Annotated in this window: 19 protein-coding genes; 17 read left to right on the top strand and 2 right to left on the bottom strand. The window is 43.1% G+C overall.

The window, feature by feature from the left end; translation table 11 throughout:
• The 3 genes from VK080_RS13645 to pheT all read left to right on the top strand — a co-directional run.
• Positions 1-762: RNA methyltransferase (locus VK080_RS13645; RefSeq protein WP_324225321.1), on the top strand; the 762-nt coding region annotated here is incomplete at its 5' end.
• 344 nt (positions 763-1,106) lie between these two features.
• Positions 1,107-2,156 carry a phenylalanine--tRNA ligase subunit alpha gene (gene pheS / locus VK080_RS13640; protein ID WP_324225320.1) on the top strand — a complete coding sequence of 350 codons (1,050 nt, stop codon included), beginning with the start codon at positions 1,107-1,109 and terminating at the stop codon, positions 2,154-2,156.
• Positions 2,156-4,582, top strand: coding sequence for a phenylalanine--tRNA ligase subunit beta (gene pheT / locus VK080_RS13635; RefSeq protein ID WP_324225319.1), 2,427 nt, complete (start codon positions 2,156-2,158; stop codon positions 4,580-4,582). Before pheS ends, pheT begins: the two co-directional genes overlap by 1 nt.
• A gap of 160 nt (positions 4,583-4,742) precedes the next feature.
• On the opposite strand, the gene rnhC is transcribed toward pheT, so the two are convergent.
• Entirely contained in the window at positions 4,743-5,672 is a 930-nt protein-coding gene (gene rnhC / locus VK080_RS13630) for a ribonuclease HIII (RefSeq protein WP_324225318.1), read from the bottom strand.
• Positions 5,673-5,862: 190 nt separating this feature from the next.
• Here rnhC and zapA point away from each other — a divergent pair, with 190 nt between their 5' ends.
• From zapA to uvrC, 12 genes are all read left to right on the top strand, one after another.
• Positions 5,863-6,126 carry a cell division protein ZapA gene (zapA, locus tag VK080_RS13625; protein WP_324225317.1) on the top strand — a complete coding sequence of 88 codons (264 nt, stop codon included), beginning with the start codon at positions 5,863-5,865 and terminating at the stop codon, positions 6,124-6,126.
• A gap of 3 nt (positions 6,127-6,129) precedes the next feature.
• Positions 6,130-6,714, top strand: a complete 585-nt coding sequence (locus tag VK080_RS13620; protein ID WP_324225316.1) for a CvpA family protein — start codon at positions 6,130-6,132, stop codon at positions 6,712-6,714.
• 132 nt (positions 6,715-6,846) lie between these two features.
• On the top strand, positions 6,847-8,568 hold the full coding sequence (gene polX, locus VK080_RS13615) for a DNA polymerase/3'-5' exonuclease PolX (protein WP_324225315.1): 1,722 nt from the start codon (positions 6,847-6,849) through the stop codon (positions 8,566-8,568).
• A 66-nt stretch (positions 8,569-8,634) separates the two neighbouring features.
• Positions 8,635-10,980 (top strand): endonuclease MutS2, encoded by a 2,346-nt coding sequence (locus VK080_RS13610; protein WP_324225314.1) that lies wholly within the window; start codon positions 8,635-8,637, stop codon positions 10,978-10,980.
• Positions 10,981-11,400: 420 nt separating this feature from the next.
• Positions 11,401-11,814 (top strand): DUF350 domain-containing protein, encoded by a 414-nt coding sequence (locus VK080_RS13605; RefSeq protein WP_324225313.1) that lies wholly within the window; start codon positions 11,401-11,403, stop codon positions 11,812-11,814.
• A gap of 417 nt (positions 11,815-12,231) precedes the next feature.
• Entirely contained in the window at positions 12,232-13,917 is a 1,686-nt protein-coding gene (locus VK080_RS13600) for a long-chain-fatty-acid--CoA ligase (RefSeq protein WP_324225312.1), read from the top strand.
• A gap of 118 nt (positions 13,918-14,035) precedes the next feature.
• Entirely contained in the window at positions 14,036-14,623 is a 588-nt protein-coding gene (locus VK080_RS13595) for a TetR/AcrR family transcriptional regulator (protein ID WP_324225311.1), read from the top strand.
• A gap of 17 nt (positions 14,624-14,640) precedes the next feature.
• Entirely contained in the window at positions 14,641-15,414 is a 774-nt protein-coding gene (locus tag VK080_RS13590) for an enoyl-CoA hydratase (protein ID WP_324225310.1), read from the top strand.
• A gap of 250 nt (positions 15,415-15,664) precedes the next feature.
• On the top strand, positions 15,665-16,438 hold the full coding sequence (locus tag VK080_RS13585; RefSeq protein ID WP_324225309.1) for an electron transfer flavoprotein subunit beta/FixA family protein: 774 nt from the start codon (positions 15,665-15,667) through the stop codon (positions 16,436-16,438).
• 30 nt (positions 16,439-16,468) lie between these two features.
• Positions 16,469-17,437 (top strand): electron transfer flavoprotein subunit alpha/FixB family protein, encoded by a 969-nt coding sequence (locus tag VK080_RS13580; protein ID WP_324225308.1) that lies wholly within the window; start codon positions 16,469-16,471, stop codon positions 17,435-17,437.
• Between the two features lie 151 nt (positions 17,438-17,588).
• Positions 17,589-17,906, top strand: coding sequence for a thioredoxin (gene trxA, locus VK080_RS13575; RefSeq protein WP_324225307.1), 318 nt, complete (start codon positions 17,589-17,591; stop codon positions 17,904-17,906).
• 102 nt (positions 17,907-18,008) lie between these two features.
• Entirely contained in the window at positions 18,009-19,802 is a 1,794-nt protein-coding gene (gene uvrC, locus VK080_RS13570) for an excinuclease ABC subunit UvrC (RefSeq protein ID WP_324225306.1), read from the top strand.
• Positions 19,803-19,842: 40 nt separating this feature from the next.
• Here uvrC and VK080_RS13565 read toward each other — a convergent pair whose 3' ends face one another.
• A complete protein-coding gene (locus VK080_RS13565; protein WP_324225305.1) occupies positions 19,843-20,280 on the bottom strand; it encodes a YslB family protein in 438 nt (145 codons plus the stop codon).
• 266 nt (positions 20,281-20,546) lie between these two features.
• On the opposite strand from VK080_RS13565, the gene VK080_RS13560 reads away from it, so the two are divergent.
• Together VK080_RS13560 and sdhA are read left to right on the top strand one after the other, a co-directional pair.
• On the top strand, positions 20,547-21,167 hold the full coding sequence (locus tag VK080_RS13560; protein ID WP_324225304.1) for a succinate dehydrogenase cytochrome b558 subunit: 621 nt from the start codon (positions 20,547-20,549) through the stop codon (positions 21,165-21,167).
• Between the two features lie 27 nt (positions 21,168-21,194).
• Positions 21,195-22,352, top strand: a 1,158-nt coding sequence (gene sdhA, locus VK080_RS13555; protein ID WP_324225303.1) for a succinate dehydrogenase (quinone) flavoprotein subunit, incomplete at its 3' end; no start/stop codon positions are given.

Below are 22,352 nucleotides of genomic sequence, written 5' to 3'. Positions count from 1 at the left end.
GGGATGAACCTGATGATCACATCATTGCAAAATGGAAAAGTCAAACAATGGATGAAATTGCACAGACCAAAAGGGCGCAAGCAATCCGGAACGTTTCTAATTGAAGGATTCCATTTGGTTGAAGAAGCATATAAAAGCAATTGGGAGATCGTTGAGATCATTGTGGAAGAAGGGCTTGATTATCCGGAATGGTGCCATCATTTTTTCATCGTGACCGTCAGCCGGAAGGTGCTGCAGCATGCCACTCAAACAGTAACCCCGCAAGGAATTGCAGCGGTCGTAAAAATGAGGCAGCCAAATGAAATCACTGGTAACACGGTACTCTTAATTGATTCGATGCAGGATCCCGGCAATTTGGGTACGGTGATTCGAACAGCGGATGCCGCGGGTTTTGATGTGGTCGTGCTGGGAAATGGAACGGTTGATTTGTACAATGATAAAGTTATCCGTGCGACACAAGGCTCCTTATTCCATTTACCCATTTTACAGGCTGATTTGCTGAAAAAAATTCCCGAACTAAAGGCACAGGGATTTACCGTATGGGCATCAGCGCTTAAAAATGCTATTCCATTCAAAGAAATGGAAGTGCGTGAAAAAATTGCTTTAATTGCCGGTAATGAGGGCACGGGTATCAGCGATGAGATCATCCGACTAGCGGATCAATCCGTAAAAATCCCGATTTTCGGACAGGCAGAATCATTGAACGTTAGTGTGGCAGCGGGCATCTTAATGTATCATATTATAGTTGCAAATTGCCGTTAAATTTTCTATAATAAAAGAAATTTGATTCAACGACATTAAAAAGCTGGGAAAGAGACGTGCAGCAATAGGCTGTACAGTAAACAGGGAAGAGGTGCCACAGACTGAAAGCATCTCTATTGTACATTTGCTGCTATTTCACTCTGGAGCTGGCACTTGGACCTTAGTATAAGGGTGTGTGAACATCCTATAAGTAAAGGTGCCCCGGATGATTAAATCCGTTATCAGATTAAAGCCGGACACAACAGTTGTGTCAACAAGGGTGGTACCGCGACAATACAGCCTCGTCCCTTAGTGGGATGAAGGCTTTTTTTAATGTCTTAAATTGCTAAGGAGGAGGCATATCCATGAAAGAACAATTGGAAAATATCCAACAGGAAGCGCTCGCCAAAGTAAAAGAAGCGGCCGATTTAAAAGAGCTTCAGGATATAAAAGTGACCTATCTGGGCAAAAAAGGATCACTGACACGTGTTTTGCGTGGTATGGGGGGACTGTCCAAAGAGGAGAGGCCTGTCGTAGGTGAGCTGGCCAACAAAGTGCGTGGGACGATCACGAACGAAATAGATGAAAAAGCCGAAACACTTGAAAGGAAAGCGCTGGAAGAAAAATTGGAGAACGAAGCCATTGATGTGACATTGCCGGGCCGTCCTGTCCAGGTCGGTGGTCCGCATCTATTAACCAGTATTATCGAGGAAATTGAAGATTTATTCATTGGTATGGGTTATGAAGTGCGGGAAGGTCCGGAAGTGGAAACCGATTATTTTAATTTCGAGGCATTGAATTTGCCTAAAGGCCATCCGGCACGTGATATGCAGGATACGTTTTATATCACGGAAGAACTGCTGCTCCGTACCCACACGTCCCCGGTCCAGGCCAGGACGATGCAGCAGTATGGTGGCAGGCAGCCGGTGAAAATGATCTGTCCCGGCAAAGTCTACCGCCGTGACACGGATGATGCCACACATTCCCATCAGTTTACCCAAATTGAAGGGCTTTATGTTGATGAAAATGTCCGGATGAGTGATTTGAAAGGAACGTTGAACAAGTTTGCCAAACGTATCTTTGGTCAAGATCGTGAAATACGTCTGCGCCCAAGCTTTTTCCCATTTACCGAGCCGTCCGTTGAAATGGATATTTCTTGTAAAGTCTGCGAGGGTGAGGGCTGTTCAGTTTGCAAGCATTCCGGATGGATTGAAATTCTCGGGGGCGGAATGGTGCATCCGAACGTATTGGAAATGGCCGGCTATGACTCAGAAAAATATACAGGCTTTGCGTTTGGTATGGGACCGGATCGAATCGCCATGCTGAAATATGGCATTGATGATATTAGGCATTTCTATACCAACGATAAACGTTTCCTGACCCAGTATCATCATGCTAAAGGAGGGACACTGTAATGCTTGTATCATTGAATTGGCTGAAACATTATGTCGATATCAGTTCGATCAGCCCCGAGGAACTGGCTGAAAAAATTACTAAGACCGGTATCGAAGTTGATGGAATCGAATATATAGCGGAAAAAAGCAGTGATGTTGTTGTCGGATATGTCAAATCTTGTGAAAAGCATCCAAATGCTGATAAATTGAACCTCTGTCAGGTCGACATTGGTGATGAACAGTTGCAGATCATTTGCGGTGCACCGAATGTCCGGCAAGGTCAGAAAGTGGTGGTGGCTAAACCTGGCGCTGTTTTGCCGAACAATTTCAAAATCAAAAAAGTCAAACTGCGCGGGATCGAGTCGAATGGCATGATTTGCTCGCTGCAAGAACTTGGGATCGACGAAAAATATGTTCCAAGAGACATTGCTGAAGGTATTTTTGTCTTTCCGGATGATGTGACGGTTGGTGAAAGTGTTGAGCCGTTGTTGAACTTGAATGATGCTGTACTGGAATTTGATTTGACACCGAACCGTGCAGATGCCCTCAGTATGCTTGGTGTTGCCTATGAGACAGCAGCCATCCTTGATCAGGACGTGATGCTGCCGAGTGAAAAGGTCCATGCTGCCGGTGAAAAAGCAGCGGACTATGTTTCGGTTGAAGTCAAAGATCCTGATTTAAATCCCTATTATGGTGCGTTCATTGCCAAAGATATCACGATTAAACCGTCACCCCTCTGGATGCGTAATGCTCTAATGGCTGCCGGTATTCGTCCGATTAATAACGTTGTTGACATTACGAATTTTGTGTTGCTGGAGTATGGCCAGCCGCTGCACGCTTTTGATTATGACCGGTTTGGTTCTGACAAAGTCGTCACCCGTCGTGCCGAACAAAATGAAAAAATGACAACACTTGATGGTGAAGAAAGAACTTTAACCCCTGAGAACCTTGTAATCACAAATGGTTACGAACCGGTAGCACTTGCCGGTGTTATGGGTGGTCAGAATACGGAAGTGAGTGACGATACAACAACGGTTTTACTGGAGGCTGCCTATTTTAATCCAATTGCCGTCAGAATGACAGTCAGAGATACGGGCTTGCGCAGTGATTCGAGTACACGATTTGAAAAAGGGGTTGACCCAAACCGGGTGGAAAAAGCCGGATGGCGTGCATGTCATTTGCTTGAAAAATATGCAGGCGCAACCATTCTGGCTGAACCTGTATCATATGATGAATTGGACCGCAATGAAAAGACAGTTGAAATGAAAACGGCCGATATCAACAAACGGCTTGGTACAACGATTACAACAGACGATATTGTCTCAATTCTGCATAAGCTGAAATTTTCGTTTGAGCAGAACGGGGATACGTTTGTTGTTCATGTTCCAACACGGCGCGGAGATATTACCATTTTCGAGGATATGCTTGAGGAAGTTGCCCGTATTTATGGTTATGATAATTTGCCGTTCACGTTGCCTGAAGGGGCTTCACAAGCAGGCGGATTAACGAATAAACAGCAATTGAAACGCGAAGTTAAGCATTATTTGCAAAGTACGGGATTAATGGAAACAATCACGTATTCATTGACTGATGATGCGATGATTGACAGACTCATCAGTCCGGAATTGAAGGAAAAAAACCCAAGCCCTGTTCAGCTCGCCATGCCCATGAGTGAGGACCATAAATATTTGCGCTTGAGCATTTTGCCGGAATTGCTGAAATCATTGGCGCATAATCGTGCGCGAACACAACATGACATTCATTATTTTGAACTCGGAAGTGTGTTCGTGACAGATGAAACAACACTGTCAAAACAGCCGGATGAACAGCTGCGATTGGCCGGTGCTCTGACCGGACTGTGGGTCAGCCATCCATGGCAGCAGGAGAAAAAGCAGGTAGATTTCTATTTGGTCAAAGGAATTGTTGAAGGTCTGTTCAGTTATTTGCAGATTCCAGTCGCCTTTGAACAGGCGAAACTACCTGACATGCATCCGGGACGATGTGCAACAATATCAATAAACGAGCGTACCGTCGGGTTTTTGGGACAGGTTCATCCGACATTTGAGAAGTCCATGGATATTAAAGAAACGTATGTGTTTGACATTGATATGGAAACGGTTCTGGCGAATTATACAGATACACCTGGTTACCAGCCGATTCCTAAATACCCGTCGGTTGCCAGGGACATTGCCTTCATTGTCGATGAAGACATCCAAGCAGGCGACATTAAAGAAACCATCGCAGAAACCGGTGCACCACTGGTTAAAAACGTGCAGGTTTTCGATGTCTATAAAGGCGAGAATTTACCTGAGGGCAAGAAATCAATCGCGTACAGCCTGCATTATCAGGATCCGGAAAAAACACTGAAAGATGATGAAGTCGAACAATCCTATCAGCACATAGTCAGTACGGTAAATGCGAAATTTAATGCCTATGTCAGATCATAATTAAAAAAAGAGCAAGTACCTTCATGTGGTGCTTGCTCCTTTTTTAAATAAAATGTTAGATGATGTTTGAACACCAAAATCGGCTGGCTCACCGATTTCTACGAGCCTGACTCCGGCATCTGTTCTTTGAAAAAGACGGGGCGATAGCCGGGTTTTTTTCTTATAGGAGATGCAAAGCCTTTTTTGTATTGGCAAAATGGGTTTTGGCACATGAATTCAGGACTCCACGGCCTTTTGATTTAATGATGCGGGCAGCTGCTTCGTCAACTTTCCCGGAAGCACCTTTAGGCAGAGTGAAACCTGCTTTTTTTGATAACTGATCCATCTCTTTCAAAAAGCTGGTTCTGGCAATGATAGAAGCAGCTGCTACTGCGATGGAATAATTTTCGGCTTTCGTCATGAAATAGGTTTTAGCGGGCAGTCGTTCATTTTCGGCAGCAATATAACGCTTGTAGACCGGCACTTCGCAAAATTGGTCAATCAAAATACCTTCAGACGCTGTTGGATCGATTTTGCTCAGGACATTGGTTACAGCATGGTGATGGAGCATTGTTTTCATTTTCCCCTGTGACCAGCCCTGTTGTTGCAGATTGTTATATTTATCATTACGCAAAACCAAAAGTGAATAGGGCATGTCAAGTTTTAAAATATCGTTCGCAATTTTACGGATCGATTCATCTGAAAGGTTTTTGGAATCTTTTACGCCCAACTCTTTCAGCAGATCGGTTTGGTCTTTTTTAATAAAAACAGCAGCAGTGGTAATCGGGCCAAAATAATCGCCTGTCCCCGCTTCATCCGAACCGACGTGATTCCCGGTCAAAAGGGTATCCGGTGGTGTGTATGGGGGCTGCTGTACGTTTTTTTCCTGCCTTTTTGGTACTTTGGTATTTGCGTTTGTCCATTTTTCTGCTTCGGCAGCCGGCTCCTTACCCTGAAACAGAACCTTCCCGGATTTGTATGCTGTAATCACAGCATTTGCTGTCTTAGCTCGAAAAATAGCACCCTGGGGTGTTGTTTTTAAAGCATTTGTATAATAAGTTTTCATATTTTCAATTGTATCTGGCGGCAGAACATGTACTTGTTGTGGCATACTGATTCCCTCATTTCTATTTAGCCGGACGGGCCATGTTATCTTTTTTGAACACGTACTAATAGTTAAACTATAGCAAACATCGTTAAGTAAATGAAATGAATATTTTTGCATTTCCTCAATGCCAGTCTTTGTGTTAATATATAGTGGTAAAATAGAGGTTTCCAACAATTACAGGAGAGTGTCGCGTGTGAGCCAGGATGATAAAACACGAGTAACGGTTGAGATCTATAATCAGAATTATACGGTTGTCGGAAATGAAGACGCAAGCCATGTCCGTCTGATTGCCAGTCAGGTTGATCAGAAAATGCGGGAGATTCATGGGACAAACCAGCAGCTTACGACAGCGGAATTGGCTGTTTTGACTGCTGTCAATACAATGAATGATTATATGAAATTAAAAGAAGCGTATGCAGCACTAATCGGATCACAACATAAGAAAGAGGATAAATAGCAGATGGTCAGTTTTATTTTAATCATATTATTAATGTTTGGCTTTTTTATTGGTTTAAAACGCGGTTTCATTTTACAGACGTTTCACCTGATCGGTTTTATTGTTGCCTTCATTCTTGCTGCTTTATATTATGATGAACTGGCACCAAAGCTGGCATTATGGATTCCATATCCCGAACTGGATGATAATGGTGCATGGGCTGACTTTCTGGAAGCCATACCGCTTGAAGGTACTTTTTATAATGCAATTGCATTTGCGATTATCTTTTTCGGCGTTAAAATCATCCTGCAAATAATCGCATCCATGCTCGATTTTGTGGCTGAATTGCCGATTTTACGGTCGCTCAATAAATGGCTTGGGGCGGTTTTGGGGTTTGTCGAGATATATTTATTAATTTTTATTGTATTATACATACTGGCACTGACACCGTTAACCGAAATTCAATCGTGGATTAATGATTCATCTGTGGCACTGTTTATCCTTGAGGATACCCCAATTTTATCCGAACAGATCAAAACATTATGGTCAACCGGCATAGATGAGCTGATGAATGCATATGGAAATGTGAAGGCTGATTCAAAGGATTAGGCAATACGGTTGTATGTTGTGTACAATGAGTATAGTCTGATGATGAATCGGTCTATTTTCGTGTTCAAATGGGTATTCCAAGAGGCCGTTTTGTGCACACACTGCAGAAAATATTGAAACAGGTGATTGATAATGGCTGTTAATAAAAAAGATGTCATTAAATTGCTAGAAAATATAGCTGTGTATCTGGAGCTTAAGGGTGAAAATCCATTCAAGATTTCGGCTTACCGTAAAGCTGCCCAAGCTTTGGAACGGGACAATCGTTCGATTGCGGATATCGATGATTTTACGAAAATAAAAGGTATTGGCAAAGGAACGGCTTCCGTGATAACAGAGTATATCCAGCATGAAACTTCGGAAACTCTGAGTCAGCTGGAGAACGAAATTCCCAAAGGCTTGATTCCGCTCCTGGATTTGCCAGGTCTCGGCGGCAAAAAGCTCGCAAAACTTTATCGGGAGCTTAATATCACGGATGCGGACTCGCTCAAGCAGGCGTGTGAAAAAGGAGATGTCGAGCAGCTCGAAGGATTCGGAAAAAAATCCGCTGAAAAAATTCTGACGGCGCTGGACGAAGCAAACCAGCGGCCTGAGCGTTTGTCGATTGCCATGATGCTCCCGCTGGCCGAACAGATTGAGGACTATCTGGATACAATACCGGAAATCCGGGACTATTCGCGTGCCGGGAGCCTAAGAAGAATGCGGGAAACTGTTAAAGACATTGATTTTATCATAGCATCTGATAAGCCTTCAACTGTCCGTGACCGGCTGCTTGAACTGGAAAGAATAAAAGAAGTGATTGCACAAGGGGATACAAAAGTGTCGGTCACACTGGAAGATGTCCATGATATTAACGTGGACTTCCGGATTGTTGAACCGATTGAATTTGCCTCGACATTACATCATTTCACCGGCTCAAAAGATCATAATGTCGCCATGAGGCAGCTTGCTAAATCAAAAGGTGAAAAAATTAATGAATATGGTGTTGAGGTTGAAGAAACAGGTGAAACACTGACATTTACGAGTGAACGGGAATTTTTTGAGCACTTTGACCTGCATTATATTCCACCTGAGGTACGGGAGAATACTGGCGAGGTGGAGGCGTATCGTGAGCCTGTACAGTTAATCAACCTTGATGATATACGCGGTGACTTGCATATGCATACGACCTGGAGTGATGGTGCCCAATCACTTGAAGAAATGGTCAACCAGGCCCGTAAGAAAAACTATGATTATATAACGATAACAGATCACTCCAAGTTTTTGCGTGTCGCAAACGGATTAAATGAAACACGGCTGCGTAAACAGCGGGAGGAAATTGATAAATTAAATGAAAAATACAATGATATCCATATATTTGCCGGTGTAGAAATGGATATCCTCCCTGATGGGACATTGGACTTTAATAACGAATTTTTGCAGGAAATGGATTTTGTCATTGGTGCTATCCATTCAAGTTTCAATCAATCACAGGACAAAATAATGGGACGGCTCGATGCTGCGTTGGAAAATCCACATGTATCCTTGATTGCCCATCCAACCGGTAGACTGATTGGTCGTCGTAAGGGATACGATGTTGATGTTGAGTGGCTGATTGAGCGTGCCAAAGAGACGGATACAGCTCTGGAGATAAATGCCAACCCGAACAGACTGGACCTTTCCAGCGAATGGGTTCGCAAAGCCCAGGAGGCTGATGTGAAGATTGCCATTAACACCGATGCTCATGATTATTATATGTTTGAACATATGCAATATGGTGTTGGTACTGCCCGCAAAGGATGGATAAAAAAAGATACGGTGATCAACACATGGCCCAAACAAAAACTTATGGCTTTTATGAATCGTACAAATAATTGAGGACAACTGAAGAGCTTGTACCGATAACGCAACTGCACTTGAAATTGTCTGAAAGGGATTATTCTGATGAATGAGCGAATACTGCAAACACTGGAATTTGATAAAATTATTAACCGCCTGACGAATCAGGCAGCGACATCAATCGGGAAAGATCTGGCATTACAGCTGAAGCCTTCTGCAGATATTGCGAAAGTCAGGGAAATGCAGGCCGAAACCGATGAAGCAAGCCAGATTTTACGATTGAATCTGGACGTGCCGCTGGGAGGAATAACGGATATCCGTGCAAGTATTAAACGAAGTGTTATTGGCGGTGTTCTGACAGCCGAAGAATGTCTTGACGTTGCCAATACCCTTTATGGCGGACGTCAGGTCAAGCATTTTTTGGAGAAGATGGAAGCGGATTTGCCGATTTTAAAAGAGCTTGCCGGAAACATCGTCACGCTACGCAGACTGGAAACGGCGATCAACAGCTGTATTGATGATAGGGGCAATATAATGGATGGTGCTTCCGTTAAATTACGAAGCATCCGTTCTTCCATCCGGACCTATGAGAGCAGGGTACGCGATAAACTCGACAGTTATACCAAATCACAGAGCAAAATGCTGTCTGATGCGATCATCACAATCCGCAACGACCGTTATGTTCTGCCGGTGAAACAGGAATATCGCGGTGCTGTCGGTGGAATCGTGCATGACCAGTCGGCCTCAGGTGCCACACTGTTTATGGAACCTAAAGCAATTATTGACTTAAACAACCAGCTCCAGGAAGCGAAAGTGAAAGAGAAACAGGAGATAGAACGGATTCTTCGCGACTTGAGCGGAAAAATCGCTGAGGACGAAGCGATTCTTTCCGAAAATGTATCATTATTGGCGCGTATTGATTTCATCGTGGCAAGGGCAAAGCTGGGAAGCCAAATGAAAGCTGCCATGCCGGCAATCAATGATAACGGCATCATTAATGTCAAACAGGCACGTCACCCGTTAATCCCTGAAGATGAAGTCGTTTCGAACGATGTTGTTCTCGGGGATGATTACACATCAATTGTTATCACCGGTCCAAATACCGGCGGAAAAACCGTCACCCTGAAAATGATCGGATTGTTTACGTTAATGGCACAATCCGGCTTGCAGATTCCTGCTGCTGACGGCTGTGAAATGGCTGTTTTTGCTGATGTTTTTGCTGATATTGGTGATGAACAATCGATCGAGCAAAATTTAAGCACCTTTTCATCACATATGACCAATATTGTCTCGATATTGCGTAAAGTCAACCATAAGTCGCTAGTCCTGTTTGATGAACTCGGCGCAGGGACGGATCCACAGGAAGGTGCTGCACTGGCCATGTCCATACTGGATCACGTTGTTTCCTGCGGTGCCCGTGTTGTGGCAACAACACATTATCCGGAGTTAAAGGCCTATGGCTATAATCGTGACAATGTTGTCAATGCGTCAGTGGAATTCGATGTCGAAACACTTCAGCCTACTTATCGGTTATTGATTGGTGTTCCTGGCCGAAGTAACGCGTTTGACATTGCCAGACGATTGGGACTTGAACAATCAATCATTGACCAGGCGAAAAGTCAGGTCGGTGTCAATTCCGAAAGCGTTGAAACGATGATCGCTTCACTCGATGAGTCCCGGCGTCAGGCAGAAGCTGATTACGAGCAAGCACACAGTATACTGCAGGAAAGTGAAAAATTACGTCATGAGCTCGTAAACGCGTGGCAGCAGTTTAAAAATAAACGGGAAGACTTATATAAAAAAGCAGAGGAAAAAGCGGACAAAGCATTGCAAAAAGCTCGTGATGAGGCGGAAATGATTGTTGATGAAATACGCCATATGAAAACCGATGCGCAATTAAAAGAGCATGAATGGATTGAAGCCCGAAAAATGCTTGAAGAAGCCCAGCCGGATTTGTCCGCCAAAACGTCGGATAAATCAGAAGAGCAGCCAATCAATGCGAAGCAGGCACTGAAACCAGGTGATGACATTAAACTGTTATCTGCCAACCAGCAAGGCACTGTTCTGGAAAAATTGAATGATCATGAATATTTGATCCAGGTTGGGATTATGAAGATTCAAGTAAAACGCAACGAGATTCAGCATGTCAAACATAAAAGCCGGGTGACCGAAAAGCCGCTTGCAACCGTCAAAGGTTCCAGCTATCACGTTAAAACAGAATTGGATCTGCGAGGCGAACGTTATGAGGATGCAATGATGAGCCTCGAAAAGTATCTTGATGATGCATTGCTTGCCGGGTATTCCAAAGTTTTTATCATTCATGGTAAAGGGACAGGCGCACTGCGCAAGGGTGTAAAGGAGTTCGCCAAAAACCATCCACGTATAGCATCACACAGGCCAGGTTCTGCAGGTGAAGGTGGAAGTGGCGTTACGGTCCTGGAATTGAAGTAACTGTTAAAGAGGTTGTTCAAAAAGTCCGGTAACAATGGCGAATAGAGGACCCTGCAAAAACCGCCCACGTCCTGTGGCGGGCGCAGAAGTCACCACAAATAAGAGAAGCTCGTTGGCTTGTTTCTCCGCTCCTTGGAAAAGAAAAGCACACATGTTCGCGTTCGATGCGGGTTCATGGAAGCATTTCTTGTGCTCATGTATCTAAGGGCATAGGGAAGTTCTGCTAAAACCGTCCACGTCAATCGCCAACTGCAGAACTTACCACATCCTGGGGAAGCCCGCTGCTCGAAACTGCACCGCCTCGAACTTTCGACGCACAGGACGTGCTAGTGCAGGCGTTGCGACAGGATGTCGCGAACTTAGCCTGCCGGTCCTTGTTTTCCTCCTTTTTGAACACACACTTAAAGGGGTTTGTTGAGTATGGCTGGTTTTTGGGAAAATATTTTTGTGGAAACGGCTGCAAGATATAGTGTTGTTTTCTTGTGCACTATTGTATTTTTGGCAGTTTTCGAATTTGTCACATCGTACCGGAACTGGCAGGAAATCAAACAGGGCAATCTGGCAGTGGCCATGGCGACTGGTGGGAAAATTTTTGGTATTGCTATGATATTCCGGTATTCCATTGAACATAATGATACACTCTTGGAGAGCATAGGGTGGGGGACTTTCGGATTCGCCCTGTTACTGTTCGGTTACATCATCTTTGAATTTTTGACACCATCGATTAAGATTGATGAGGAAATTGGGAATGGAAATACGGCAGTCGGGCTCATTTCGATGCTTATTTCCATCGGATTATCGTTCATCATTGGCGTGAGTATTGGGGGAGATTAAACTGTTTCTGGAAAAGCTGGCTAAAGCAATGTTTGTCGTTGCTGTTGTTTTTTTGATTGTTGGGGTTATTTATTTCCTTTAAAGAATATTCAAAAAGTCCTGGTCCTTTTCACCCGTCCTTGTAGGTCCCCACATCAAATTAGAAAGAAAATGAAAATAGCATGTGGGGGACCAACTGCCTATTAAGCTTCAATGCTATTCGGGTCAGTACGGTGCGGTTTATAAAGGTGCTGGAGCATAATGTTTAAGTTCTTAACCTTTGTTTTTTCCTAAGTCAATCCGCTGAACAAATGACACTTTATCCTTTTTGAACACGCACCTTTAAAAAAATTTTAATAAATAAGTGATTAAAGTTTCAAAAAATACTAATTTATCGATATAATGGAAGTAACCCAGCAAAAAAAGGAGGAAATTGCAATGGCAGAACAGAAAGTTTGGCATGCTCATTATCCGGATGAAATCCCGGCGACCATCCCGTATGATGAGAAGCCGCTTGATTCTTTTTTAGCATCAACTGCTGAAAAATTGCCAGAAAAGAAAGCGCTTTACTTCATGGGCAAAGAAATGACATTTGCTGAAGTTTATTCTGAAGCCAAAAAAACAGCCGCATATTTTCAATCTTTAGGTCTTGAGAAGGGTGACAGGGTTGCCATCATGCTTCCAAATTGCCCGCAGGCCGTGATCAGTTATTACGGGGTATTGCTTGCAGGGGGAATTGTTGTACAGACTAACCCGCTTTATAAAGAAAGGGAACTCGAATATCAGCTGAACGACTCCGGTGCGACGTTCATCGTTTGTTTGGATATCCTGGTCCCGCGTGTAACAAATGTTCGCGGCAATACACCGCTGGAACATATGATTGTGACCGGCATTAAGGATTATTTGCCGTTTCCAAAGAATGTGTTCTATCCTTTTATCCAGAAAAAAGAATATAATATGGTTGTTAAAGTGGAGCCATCAGAAGATACGCATGTGTGGCAGTCCATTATTAATGATGGACACGAAAATTATACGCCTGTTGATGTCAATCCAAAAGAGGATCTGGCATTATTGCAATATACTGGTGGAACCACCGGGCATCCAAAGGGTGTTATGCTGACTCATTATAACCTTGTTGCTAATTGCCAGATGATCAGTAAATGGCTCTATAAAGCCAAGCCGGGAGAAGAAACAGTTATGGGTGTCCTGCCATTTTTCCATGTTTATGGTATGACTGCTGTTATGAACAACTCAATTATGTATGGATTCAAAATGATTTTGATGCCGAAATTTGATGCAGAAGATGTACTTAAAACCATTCAGAAACAAAAACCGACGATGTTTCCGGGCGCACCAACGATATATGTCGGGTTACTGAATCACCCGAACCTGAAAAAGTACGACCTGTCATCAATCGATGCTTGTATCAGTGGTTCTGCGCCGTTACCAACAGAGGTACAGGAAAAATTTGAAAAAGTTACAAATGGTCATCTTGTGGAAGGATATGGACTGACTGAATCATCACCTGTTACACATGCCAATTTAGTATGGGAAAAACGTGTAAGCGGCAGTATTGGTATACCATGGCCGGACACAGATGCTAAAATCATACTTGAAAATGGTGAGGAAGCCCCAATTGGTGAAATTGGCGAAGTGGCTGTCAAAGGACCGCAAATAATGAAAGGCTACTGGAACAATCAGGAAGAAACAGATAATGTTTTAAACGATGGCTGGCTGATGACCGGTGATATGGGGTATATGGATGACAATGGGTATTTTTATATCGCCGACCGGAAAAAAGATATGATTATTGCCGGCGGATACAATATTTATCCGCGTGAAGTGGAAGAAGTATTGTATGAACATGAAGCGATTCAGGAAGCTGTTGTAGCAGGTGTGCCGGATCCATATCGCGGTGAAACGGTTAAAGCGTATGTTGTACTTAAAGAAGGTCACCAAATTGATGAGAAAGATTTGAATGCATACTGCCGTCAAAACCTGGCAGCGTTTAAAGTACCGAGAATCTACGAATTCAGGGATGAACTGCCAAAGACAGCAGTCGGGAAAATTTTGCGCCGTCAGCTGGTTGATGAGGAAAAAGAAGCAAATAAGGAAACGGTTTGACGCGTTTTTGGATATTCGTACAAGCTGTATATTGACATATTGACGTTCGTTATTTACAATGAGTGATGAATGATTATTCATTCACTTTCGGGGTAACGTGTATGTTAAGGAGATAGTCATGCGAAATAAGCGACCAAAATTCAACCAAATTATTGAGGCAGCTGTGGAAGTCATTGCAGAGAATGGGTACCATGCTTCACAAGTTTCCAAAATTGCTAAAAAAGCAGGTGTTGCAGATGGAACTATTTACCTTTATTTTAAAAACAAAGAAGATATCCTGATATCTGTTTTTGAAGAAAAAATGGGTCAGTTTATCGATAAAATAGCCCATGCCACCAACACAATGAATAATGCGGATGAAAAACTGTTCAAACTAATTGAAATGCACTTGCGTCAGCTTTCAGACGATCATCATCTGGCTATCGTGACACAGCTGGAATTAAGGCAATCCAATACAAAACTCAGATTGAAAATTAATCAGGTTTTAAAGCCCTATCTCACGGTTATTGATGATATAATCAAAGAAGGCACCAAAGAAAAAATATTTCGGGATAATTTAAATATTCCGCTAGTCAGACAGATGATTTTTGGAACGTTGGATGAAGTCGTGACGAACTGGGTGATGAAAGAACAGAAATATGATCTTGTTGAGCAGGCTCAGGATGTTCACGCATTCATCACAGACGGCCTTTCCGCAAAAAAATAAACAAAGGGGGGATTGATTTGACCACACTGGCTTATGAGGTGAAGCAGCATGTGGCGGTGCTAACCATAAAAAGCCCGCCGGCAAACGCATTATCTACCAGTCTATTAAATGATCTGGACAAAAGGCTGGATGAAATTGAAAACGATAACAATGTAAAAGCTGTCATTTTGAACGGTGAAGGCAAATTTTTCTCTGCAGGTGCCGATATTAAGGAGTTTACTTCTCTGCAAAATGCTTCCGACTATGAATCACTATCGGAAAAAGGACAGGATTTATTTAAGCGAATTGAACACTACACGATACCGGTTATTGCTGCAATACATGGTGCTGCCTTAGGAGGCGGTCTTGAACTTGCGATGGCCTGCCATATCCGGATAGTGGGTGAAAATGCTAAGCTCGGACTCCCTGAGCTGACGCTTGGTATTATCCCGGGGTTTGCCGGAACACAGCGCCTGCCCAACTATGTTGGAACAGCCAAAGCATATGAAATGATTCTGACCGGTCAGCCCATCACCGGAAAAGAAGCACTGACAGTGGGACTGGCCAATCATGCCGTTCAGGATGAAGGTGTGTTTGAAAAGGCATTTGAACTTGCCGAAACAATTGCTGCCAAATCTAAACTGACCATTGACGAGGTCATGAAATTGATTCCATATGCGAAATCAGAACAGTTTTCCAAAGGTGTGCAGGAAGAGGCAAAAGCGTTTGGACGCATTTTCGGAACAGAAGATGCTTCAGAAGGTATTCAGGCATTTATTGAAAAGCGAAAGCCAAACTTCCAAGATAAATAGATAAAAGTGTGGGTTCAAAAAGAGGATAAAAAGGACCGGCAGGCTAAGTTCTCAGGCGTCCTATGCGGGTCCCTGCACTAGCACGTCAATCGTGTCAACGTTCAAGGCGGCGCCGTTTTGAGCAGGGGCTTCTCTTGTTTGTGGTGAGTTCTGCATTGAGATTGTCGTGGACGATGTTAGCATATTTCGATGTGTCATTTTTATCGGACTTTTTGAACAACCTTATGAAGTGAGACAAGGAGGAATAGATATGAACATCTATGTATTGTTGAAAAGAACGTTTGATACAGAAGAAAAAATTATCATTTCTGATGGTCAAATCGAGGATGAGAGTGCTGAATACATCATTAATCCATACGATGAATATGCCGTGGAAGAGGCCATCAAACAACGGGATGAACACGGCGGAGAAGTGACGGTTGTAACAGTCGGCGATGAAGAAGCTGAAAAACAATTACGTACGGCACTTGCTATGGGCGCGGATAAAGCTGTCCTGATCAACACTGAGGATGATTTGGAAGACGGCGATCAATTTACGACAGCCAAAATACTGGAAGCATATTTTGAAGATAAAGAAGCCGACCTTATTCTTGCTGGCAATGTAGCCATTGATGAAGCGAGTGGTCAGGTTGGTCCCAGACTCGCCGAAAGTCTTGGCATTAATTATGTGACCACGATAACGGCATTGGAAATTGATGGGGAGACGGCGAATATTGATAAAGACGTTGAAGGTGATGTCGAAAAAATCGAGACAAATCTCCCTTTACTGGCAACTTGCCAGCAGGGTTTAAATGAGCCACGTTATCCATCTCTTCCGGGGATCATGAAAGCAAAGAAAAAGCCGCTGGAAGAACTTGAAATTGATGATCTGGATCTGGATGAAGATGATGTCGAAGCAAAAACAGAGACAACTGACGTATTTCTGCCTCCTGAAAAAGAAGCAGGAAGGATCTTGGAAGGCGAAATTGATGACCAAGTGAAAGAATTGGTCTCCCTGCTTAAAGACGAAGCAAAAGTACTATAAACGAGAATTTCTAAGGAGAGGAGAAATAATATGAGCAAATTACTTGTCATAGGCGAAGCCAGAGAAGGGGAATTACGCAACGTCACATTTGAAGCTGTTGCAGCTGCCAAGAAAATCGATTCTGAAGCGGAAATTGTCGGTGTCCTCTGTGGAAGTGATGATTTGAGTGATTCAGGGCAGGAATTCATTTACTATGGTGCAGATCGTGTTGTAACAGTCAAACACGATAACTTGGAAACATATACTTCAGAAGGCTATTCCCAGGCAGTTATGGCCGTCATTGGCGATGAATCACCGGACGGGATTGTCATGGGCCATACTGCAATCGGAAAGGATTTAACACCAAAACTTGCTGCAAAGCTTGAAACCGGTTTAATCTCAGACGCTACAGATATTGAAAATGACGGTGATCAGACTGTATTTATCAGACCGATTTATTCTGGTAAAGCATTTGAGAAAAAGGTGATCACAAGCGGATTGACATTTGTTACGATTCGTCCGAATAATATTCCGTCATTAGAGCGTGATGATTCACGTTCCGGCGAGGTAACTGCCAAAGACGTTGATATCAAAGATTTGCAGACAGTTATTAAAGATGTCATACGTAAAGCGTCAGAAGGTGTTGATTTATCCGAAGCAAACGTCATCGTTGCCGGTGGGCGTGGTGTCAAGAGTGCAGATGGATTCAAACCATTATATGAACTCGCAGATGTGCTCGGCGGGGCAGTCGGTGCTTCGCGTGGTGCATGCGATGCGGAATACTGCGATTACTCCTTGCAGATTGGCCAGACAGGCAAAGTGGTAACACCTGATCTGTATATTGCGGTCGGCATATCCGGTGCCATTCAGCACTTGGCCGGCATGTCCAACTCTAAAGTGATTGTTGCGATCAATAAAGATCCAGAAGCCAATATCTTCAATGTAGCGGATTACGGTATTGTCGGCGATATATTCGAAGTGATTCCAAAATTAACCGACGAACTGAAGCAAGTCGTTTAGAGCGTTTAAAAGATCTGATCGTTATTCGGTCAGATCTTTTAAATAACGCCTTTACGCCACCCGAACTATATGAATAAGCAAAGTATTCGCGAGGAATTACTAACGATGATATACTCGAACCATAGTAAAGTGATTGAGGAGGGATTTTTCAATGGCAATCGAACATGTAACAGACCAAAATTTCAGCCAGGAAACTGCTGAAGGTCTGGTTTTGGCTGATTTTTGGGCTCCATGGTGCGGACCGTGCAAAATGATCGCACCGGTACTTGAAGAAATAGACGGTGAAATGGAAGATAAAGTACAGATTGTTAAGCTCGACGTTGATGAAAATCAGGAGACAGCTGGAAAATATGGTGTCATGAGCATACCGACGCTTTTGCTTTTCAAAGACGGAAAAGTTGTCGATCAAGTTGTTGGTTTTCAGCCTAAAGAAGCATTAGTTGATTTAATTAACAAACATGCCTCGTAAGGTGTATAATAATTGAGAGAAACGTAGTATGATCCCTTGTCACGTGATGTGACAAGGGATTCTGTATAATCTGGTACAATTTTTTCAGAGGATGAATGGCAGATGAACCAGCAACTGAAGGAAAAATTGGCTGTTTTGCCGGCACAGCCCGGCTGTTATCTGATGAAGGATAAGAATGGTACAGTCATTTATGTCGGAAAATCGAAAAAGCTTCGAAACAGAGTCCGCTCCTATTTTACCGGCTCAAATGATAAAAAAACACAGCGGCTCGTTCAGGAAATTCATGATTTTGAGTATATCGTGACAACATCTGAAGTAGAAGCACTGATCCTTGAAATGAATTTGATAAAAAAATACGATCCGAGATACAACGTTCTATTAAAAGATGATAAATCCTATCCATACTTAAAAATAACTTCTGAGCGTCATCCACGATTACTTATTACACGGCGTTTAAAAAAAGATAAAGGAAAATATTTTGGACCATACCCCAATGTCATGGCAGCAAGGGAAACCAAAAAACTGCTTGACCGGCTGTACCCATTGCGTAAATGCAACAATCCGCCCGGCCGCCCGTGTCTTTATTATCATATGGGGCAATGCCTGGCCTGCAGTGAGGAACCTGTCTCAGAAGAAACATATAAAAAAATCATCCATAATATCACGTCGTTTTTGCATGGCGGGCATAAGGACATTAAAAATGGTTTAGTTGCTAAAATGCATGAGGCAAGTAATGATCTTAACTTTGAGCGGGCAAAGGAGATGCGCGATCTTATCCAGCACATTGAAGCTGTTATGGAACGTCAGCAAATGACACTGAATGACCGGACTGACCGCGATATATTTGGCTACAGCTATGACAAGGGATGGATGTGCATCCAAGTGTTTTTTGTCAGACAGGGAAAATTAATCGAAAGAGATGTTTCGATATTTCCATTCTTTGATGACCCTGATGATACATTTATCAGCTTTATCGGAAGGTTTTATTTGCATCAGCACAATTTGAAGCCGAAACAACTGTTGGTTCCGATTGGCACCGATACGGATTTGTTGGGTGAATTATTGGAAATAAATGTTCACACACCATTTCGCGGCAGAAAAAAAGAATTGGTTGAATTGGCCATGAAAAATGCCAAAATTGCACTTGATGAAAAGTTTTCACTGATTGAACGGGATGAGGAAAGAACGATACAAGCAGTTGAAAAGCTTGGTGAGGCACTCCATATTGAAACACCACACCGTATTGAGGCGTTTGACAATTCAAATATTCAAGGGACTGATCCGGTTTCAGCAATGGTTGTTTTTACAGACGGCCGGCCTGATAAAAAAGAGTATCGCAAATATAAAATCAGGAATGTAGACGGACCGGACGATTATGAAACGATGCGGGAAGTTATCCGTCGACGTTACACACGTGTATTGAAGGAAGGACACCCGCTCCCCGATTTAATCATCGTTGACGGCGGCAAGGGTCAGATGAGTGCTGCTCTGGATGTTTTGGAGAATGAGCTTGGACTGGATATGCCACTCTGCGGTCTTGCAAAGGATGATAAACATAAAACAAGCGAATTGTTATATGGCAATCCACCTGCCATTGTTCAATTGTCAAGAAAGTCACAGCCGTTTTATCTGGTACAGCGGATTCAGGATGAAGTGCATCGGTTTGCCATTTCATTTCACAGACAATTGAGGGGAAAAAATCTATTCCAATCAGAACTTGATAAGATTCCGGGGGTTGGCGAAAAACGGAGACGCTTATTGCTGACACATTTCAGGAACGTGAACGAAATTAAAAATACATCGTTGGAAAGTATTATGAAATTGGGTATTCCACAGGATGTTGCCAAAAATATACTGGCTCACTTGAACAATAAAGAGGAGAGCGAAACAATGTAATGTGTTCCGCTCCCTTTGAATTTAAACAAAGCCCGAAGTCTTAATCAGTGAATATGATTGTAAATTCGACTTGGTGAATTTTTTTATGCAGGTCTTCCTGGCATTCACATGATCGTCCTTTAACCTGTTCAATTGATTCGGACAAAAACCCCGCTTCGAGGCGAAATTCAATATCCAGAGGAGAGGTCAGGCGATAGACGACCGAATCAGCCATCAATTGAAAGATGAGTTGATTCTTTTTTTCTTTAACGAGTTCTAATTGCCCCCATCCTAATTTATCAAATGCATAAACAATGTCGGATACGGATTGAATATCCAATTTTCTGGAAAGGTTTTTTCCCATGAAATAGAGAAGGGTGGGTGATTCCTCTCCAAATATATCAGGTAAACCGATGTAACGGATAACGTCATATCCAGCTCCTGTTGTATGCAGTTTATCAAGAAGTGTGATTGGCATGGATTCGTGATTTTTTGACATTGATGTCATCCTTTCCCCAGTAACAATTGCGCGACTGATACATTGTTTAAGTCTATCATTATTATCTATGTAAAAGCGTCAAAGTGCAAGCAGTCCCAGCAAGTTTTTGATAGTGGGTATTTCCTTTTCTTGACGGGCTTTATCGTTAGAAGTACAATAAACATGTCATAAGTTCTACAATTTTTGGGCAATAACTAAAAAAGGGTTATTGCTTAAAAATGTGACATTCTGTAAAACTTAACATCTTAAATGAGGGGGGTAAACACATGGCAGAGCACCGAGAGTTTTTTTACAAAAGACTTCATTCCCTGTTAGGTGTCATTCCAATCGGGTTATTTCTTACGCAGCATCTGATTGTAAACCACTTTGCTGTATATGGTGAGGAAAGTTTTAATCAGGCGGCAGCGTTTATGCATGATTTGCCGTTCCGATTAGTACTGGAAATCGTGGTTATATATCTGCCGATTTTATTTCATGCAATACTGGGGGTTTACATTGTCTTTACTGGAAAAAACAATACAACCCGGTACGGTTATTTTCGCAACTGGATGTATATTTTGCAGCGGGTAACCGGTCTCATCACGTTTGTATTTATTGTATGGCATGTGTGGGAAACGCGTGTTCAAATCGGTCTTGGCAATGCAGATCTCGATTATAATCTGATGGAAAATATTCTTGCTAATCCAATCATGTTCTGGTTCTATATTCTTGGTGTTGTTTCAGCCACTTTCCATTTTGCCAATGGGCTCTGGAGCTTCCTTGTTTCATGGGGCTTTACACAATCACCAAAATCCCAGAAAATGGCTACATACGCGACACTGATCGTATTCCTGGCTCTTAGCTACGTCGGTGTCAGAGCATTAATCCAATTTGCTTACGGAGTTTAATATAGTACAAGGAGTGAGAAAATCCATATGAGCAATCGTAAAGTCATTGTTGTTGGAGGCGGTCTAGCCGGCCTTATGGCAACAATTAAAGCAGCTGAAGCAGGTGTGAATGTTGACTTGTTTTCCATTGTGCCTGTAAAACGGTCTCACTCTGTGTGTGCCCAAGGTGGAATCAATGGTGCAGTCAATACAAAAGGTGAAGGTGACTCACCATGGATTCACTTTGATGATACAGTTTACGGCGGAGACTTCCTTGCCAATCAGCCGCCGGTAAAAGCGATGTGTGATGCGGCTCCAAGCATTATTAATATGCTGGATCGCATGGGGGTCATGTTCAATCGCACACCAGAAGGGCTCCTTGATTTCCGTCGTTTCGGAGGTACGCAGCATCATCGTACAGCATATGCCGGTGCCACAACAGGCCAGCAGCTGCTGTATGCACTGGATGAGCAAGTACGCCGTTATGAAGTGGAAGGTCTGGTCAATAAATATGAAAGCTGGGAATTTGTCGGCGCGATTATTGACGAAGATAACACGGGCCGCGGTATCGTGGCGCAGAATATCCGGTCACATGAGATTAAGTCATTCCCTTCAGATGCAGTCATCATGGCATCCGGCGGCCCTGGCATCATTTTTGGAAAGTCAACCAATTCAATGATCAATACAGGTTCAGCTGCAAGTATACTCTATCGCCAAGGTGCTAAGTATGCAAATGGTGAATTTATTCAGATCCATCCGACGGCCATACCAGGTGATGATAAGCTCCGTCTGATGAGTGAATCGGCACGCGGTGAAGGCGGCCGTGTCTGGACGTATAAAGATGGCGAACCATGGTACTTCCTTGAAGAAAAGTACCCGGCTTATGGGAACCTGGTACCGCGTGATATTGCCACACGGGAAATTTTCGACGTGTGTGTCCATCAGAAACTTGGCATTAATGGAGAAAACATGGTTTACCTTGATCTGTCCCATAAAGATCCGAAAGAACTTGATGTCAAATTGGGCGGTATCATTGAAATCTACGAAAAATTCGTTGGTGATGATCCACGTAAAGTACCGATGAAGATTTTCCCTGCTGTTCACTATTCAATGGGTGGCCTATGGGTCGATTATGATCAGATGACGAGTATCCCGGGCATTTTTGCTGCCGGTGAATGTGATTATTCCCAGCATGGGGCAAACGGT

This window comes from Lentibacillus sp. (assembly GCF_035301925.1).
Lineage (GTDB): Bacteria > Bacillota > Bacilli > Bacillales > Amphibacillaceae > Lentibacillus.
This window is presented reverse-complemented; position numbering and strand designations above follow the sequence as displayed.

Bases quoted from the DNA above. Each gene is read 5' to 3' on its own strand.
- pheS (WP_324225320.1), top strand. From the start codon at position 1,107: ATGAAAGAACAATTGGAAAATATCCAACAGGAAGCGCTCGCCAAAGTA.
- pheT (WP_324225319.1), top strand. From the start codon at position 2,156: ATGCTTGTATCATTGAATTGGCTGAAACATTATGTCGATATCAGTTCG.
- rnhC (WP_324225318.1), bottom strand. From the start codon at position 5,672: ATGCCACAACAAGTACATGTTCTGCCGCCAGATACAATTGAAAATATG.
- VK080_RS13620 (WP_324225316.1), top strand. From the start codon at position 6,130: ATGGTCAGTTTTATTTTAATCATATTATTAATGTTTGGCTTTTTTATT.
- polX (WP_324225315.1), top strand. From the start codon at position 6,847: ATGGCTGTTAATAAAAAAGATGTCATTAAATTGCTAGAAAATATAGCT.
- VK080_RS13610 (WP_324225314.1), top strand. From the start codon at position 8,635: ATGAATGAGCGAATACTGCAAACACTGGAATTTGATAAAATTATTAAC.
- VK080_RS13605 (WP_324225313.1), top strand. From the start codon at position 11,401: ATGGCTGGTTTTTGGGAAAATATTTTTGTGGAAACGGCTGCAAGATAT.
- VK080_RS13600 (WP_324225312.1), top strand. From the start codon at position 12,232: ATGGCAGAACAGAAAGTTTGGCATGCTCATTATCCGGATGAAATCCCG.
- VK080_RS13595 (WP_324225311.1), top strand. From the start codon at position 14,036: ATGCGAAATAAGCGACCAAAATTCAACCAAATTATTGAGGCAGCTGTG.
- VK080_RS13585 (WP_324225309.1), top strand. From the start codon at position 15,665: ATGAACATCTATGTATTGTTGAAAAGAACGTTTGATACAGAAGAAAAA.
- VK080_RS13580 (WP_324225308.1), top strand. From the start codon at position 16,469: ATGAGCAAATTACTTGTCATAGGCGAAGCCAGAGAAGGGGAATTACGC.
- trxA (WP_324225307.1), top strand. From the start codon at position 17,589: ATGGCAATCGAACATGTAACAGACCAAAATTTCAGCCAGGAAACTGCT.
- uvrC (WP_324225306.1), top strand. From the start codon at position 18,009: ATGAACCAGCAACTGAAGGAAAAATTGGCTGTTTTGCCGGCACAGCCC.
- VK080_RS13565 (WP_324225305.1), bottom strand. From the start codon at position 20,280: ATGTCAAAAAATCACGAATCCATGCCAATCACACTTCTTGATAAACTG.
- VK080_RS13560 (WP_324225304.1), top strand. From the start codon at position 20,547: ATGGCAGAGCACCGAGAGTTTTTTTACAAAAGACTTCATTCCCTGTTA.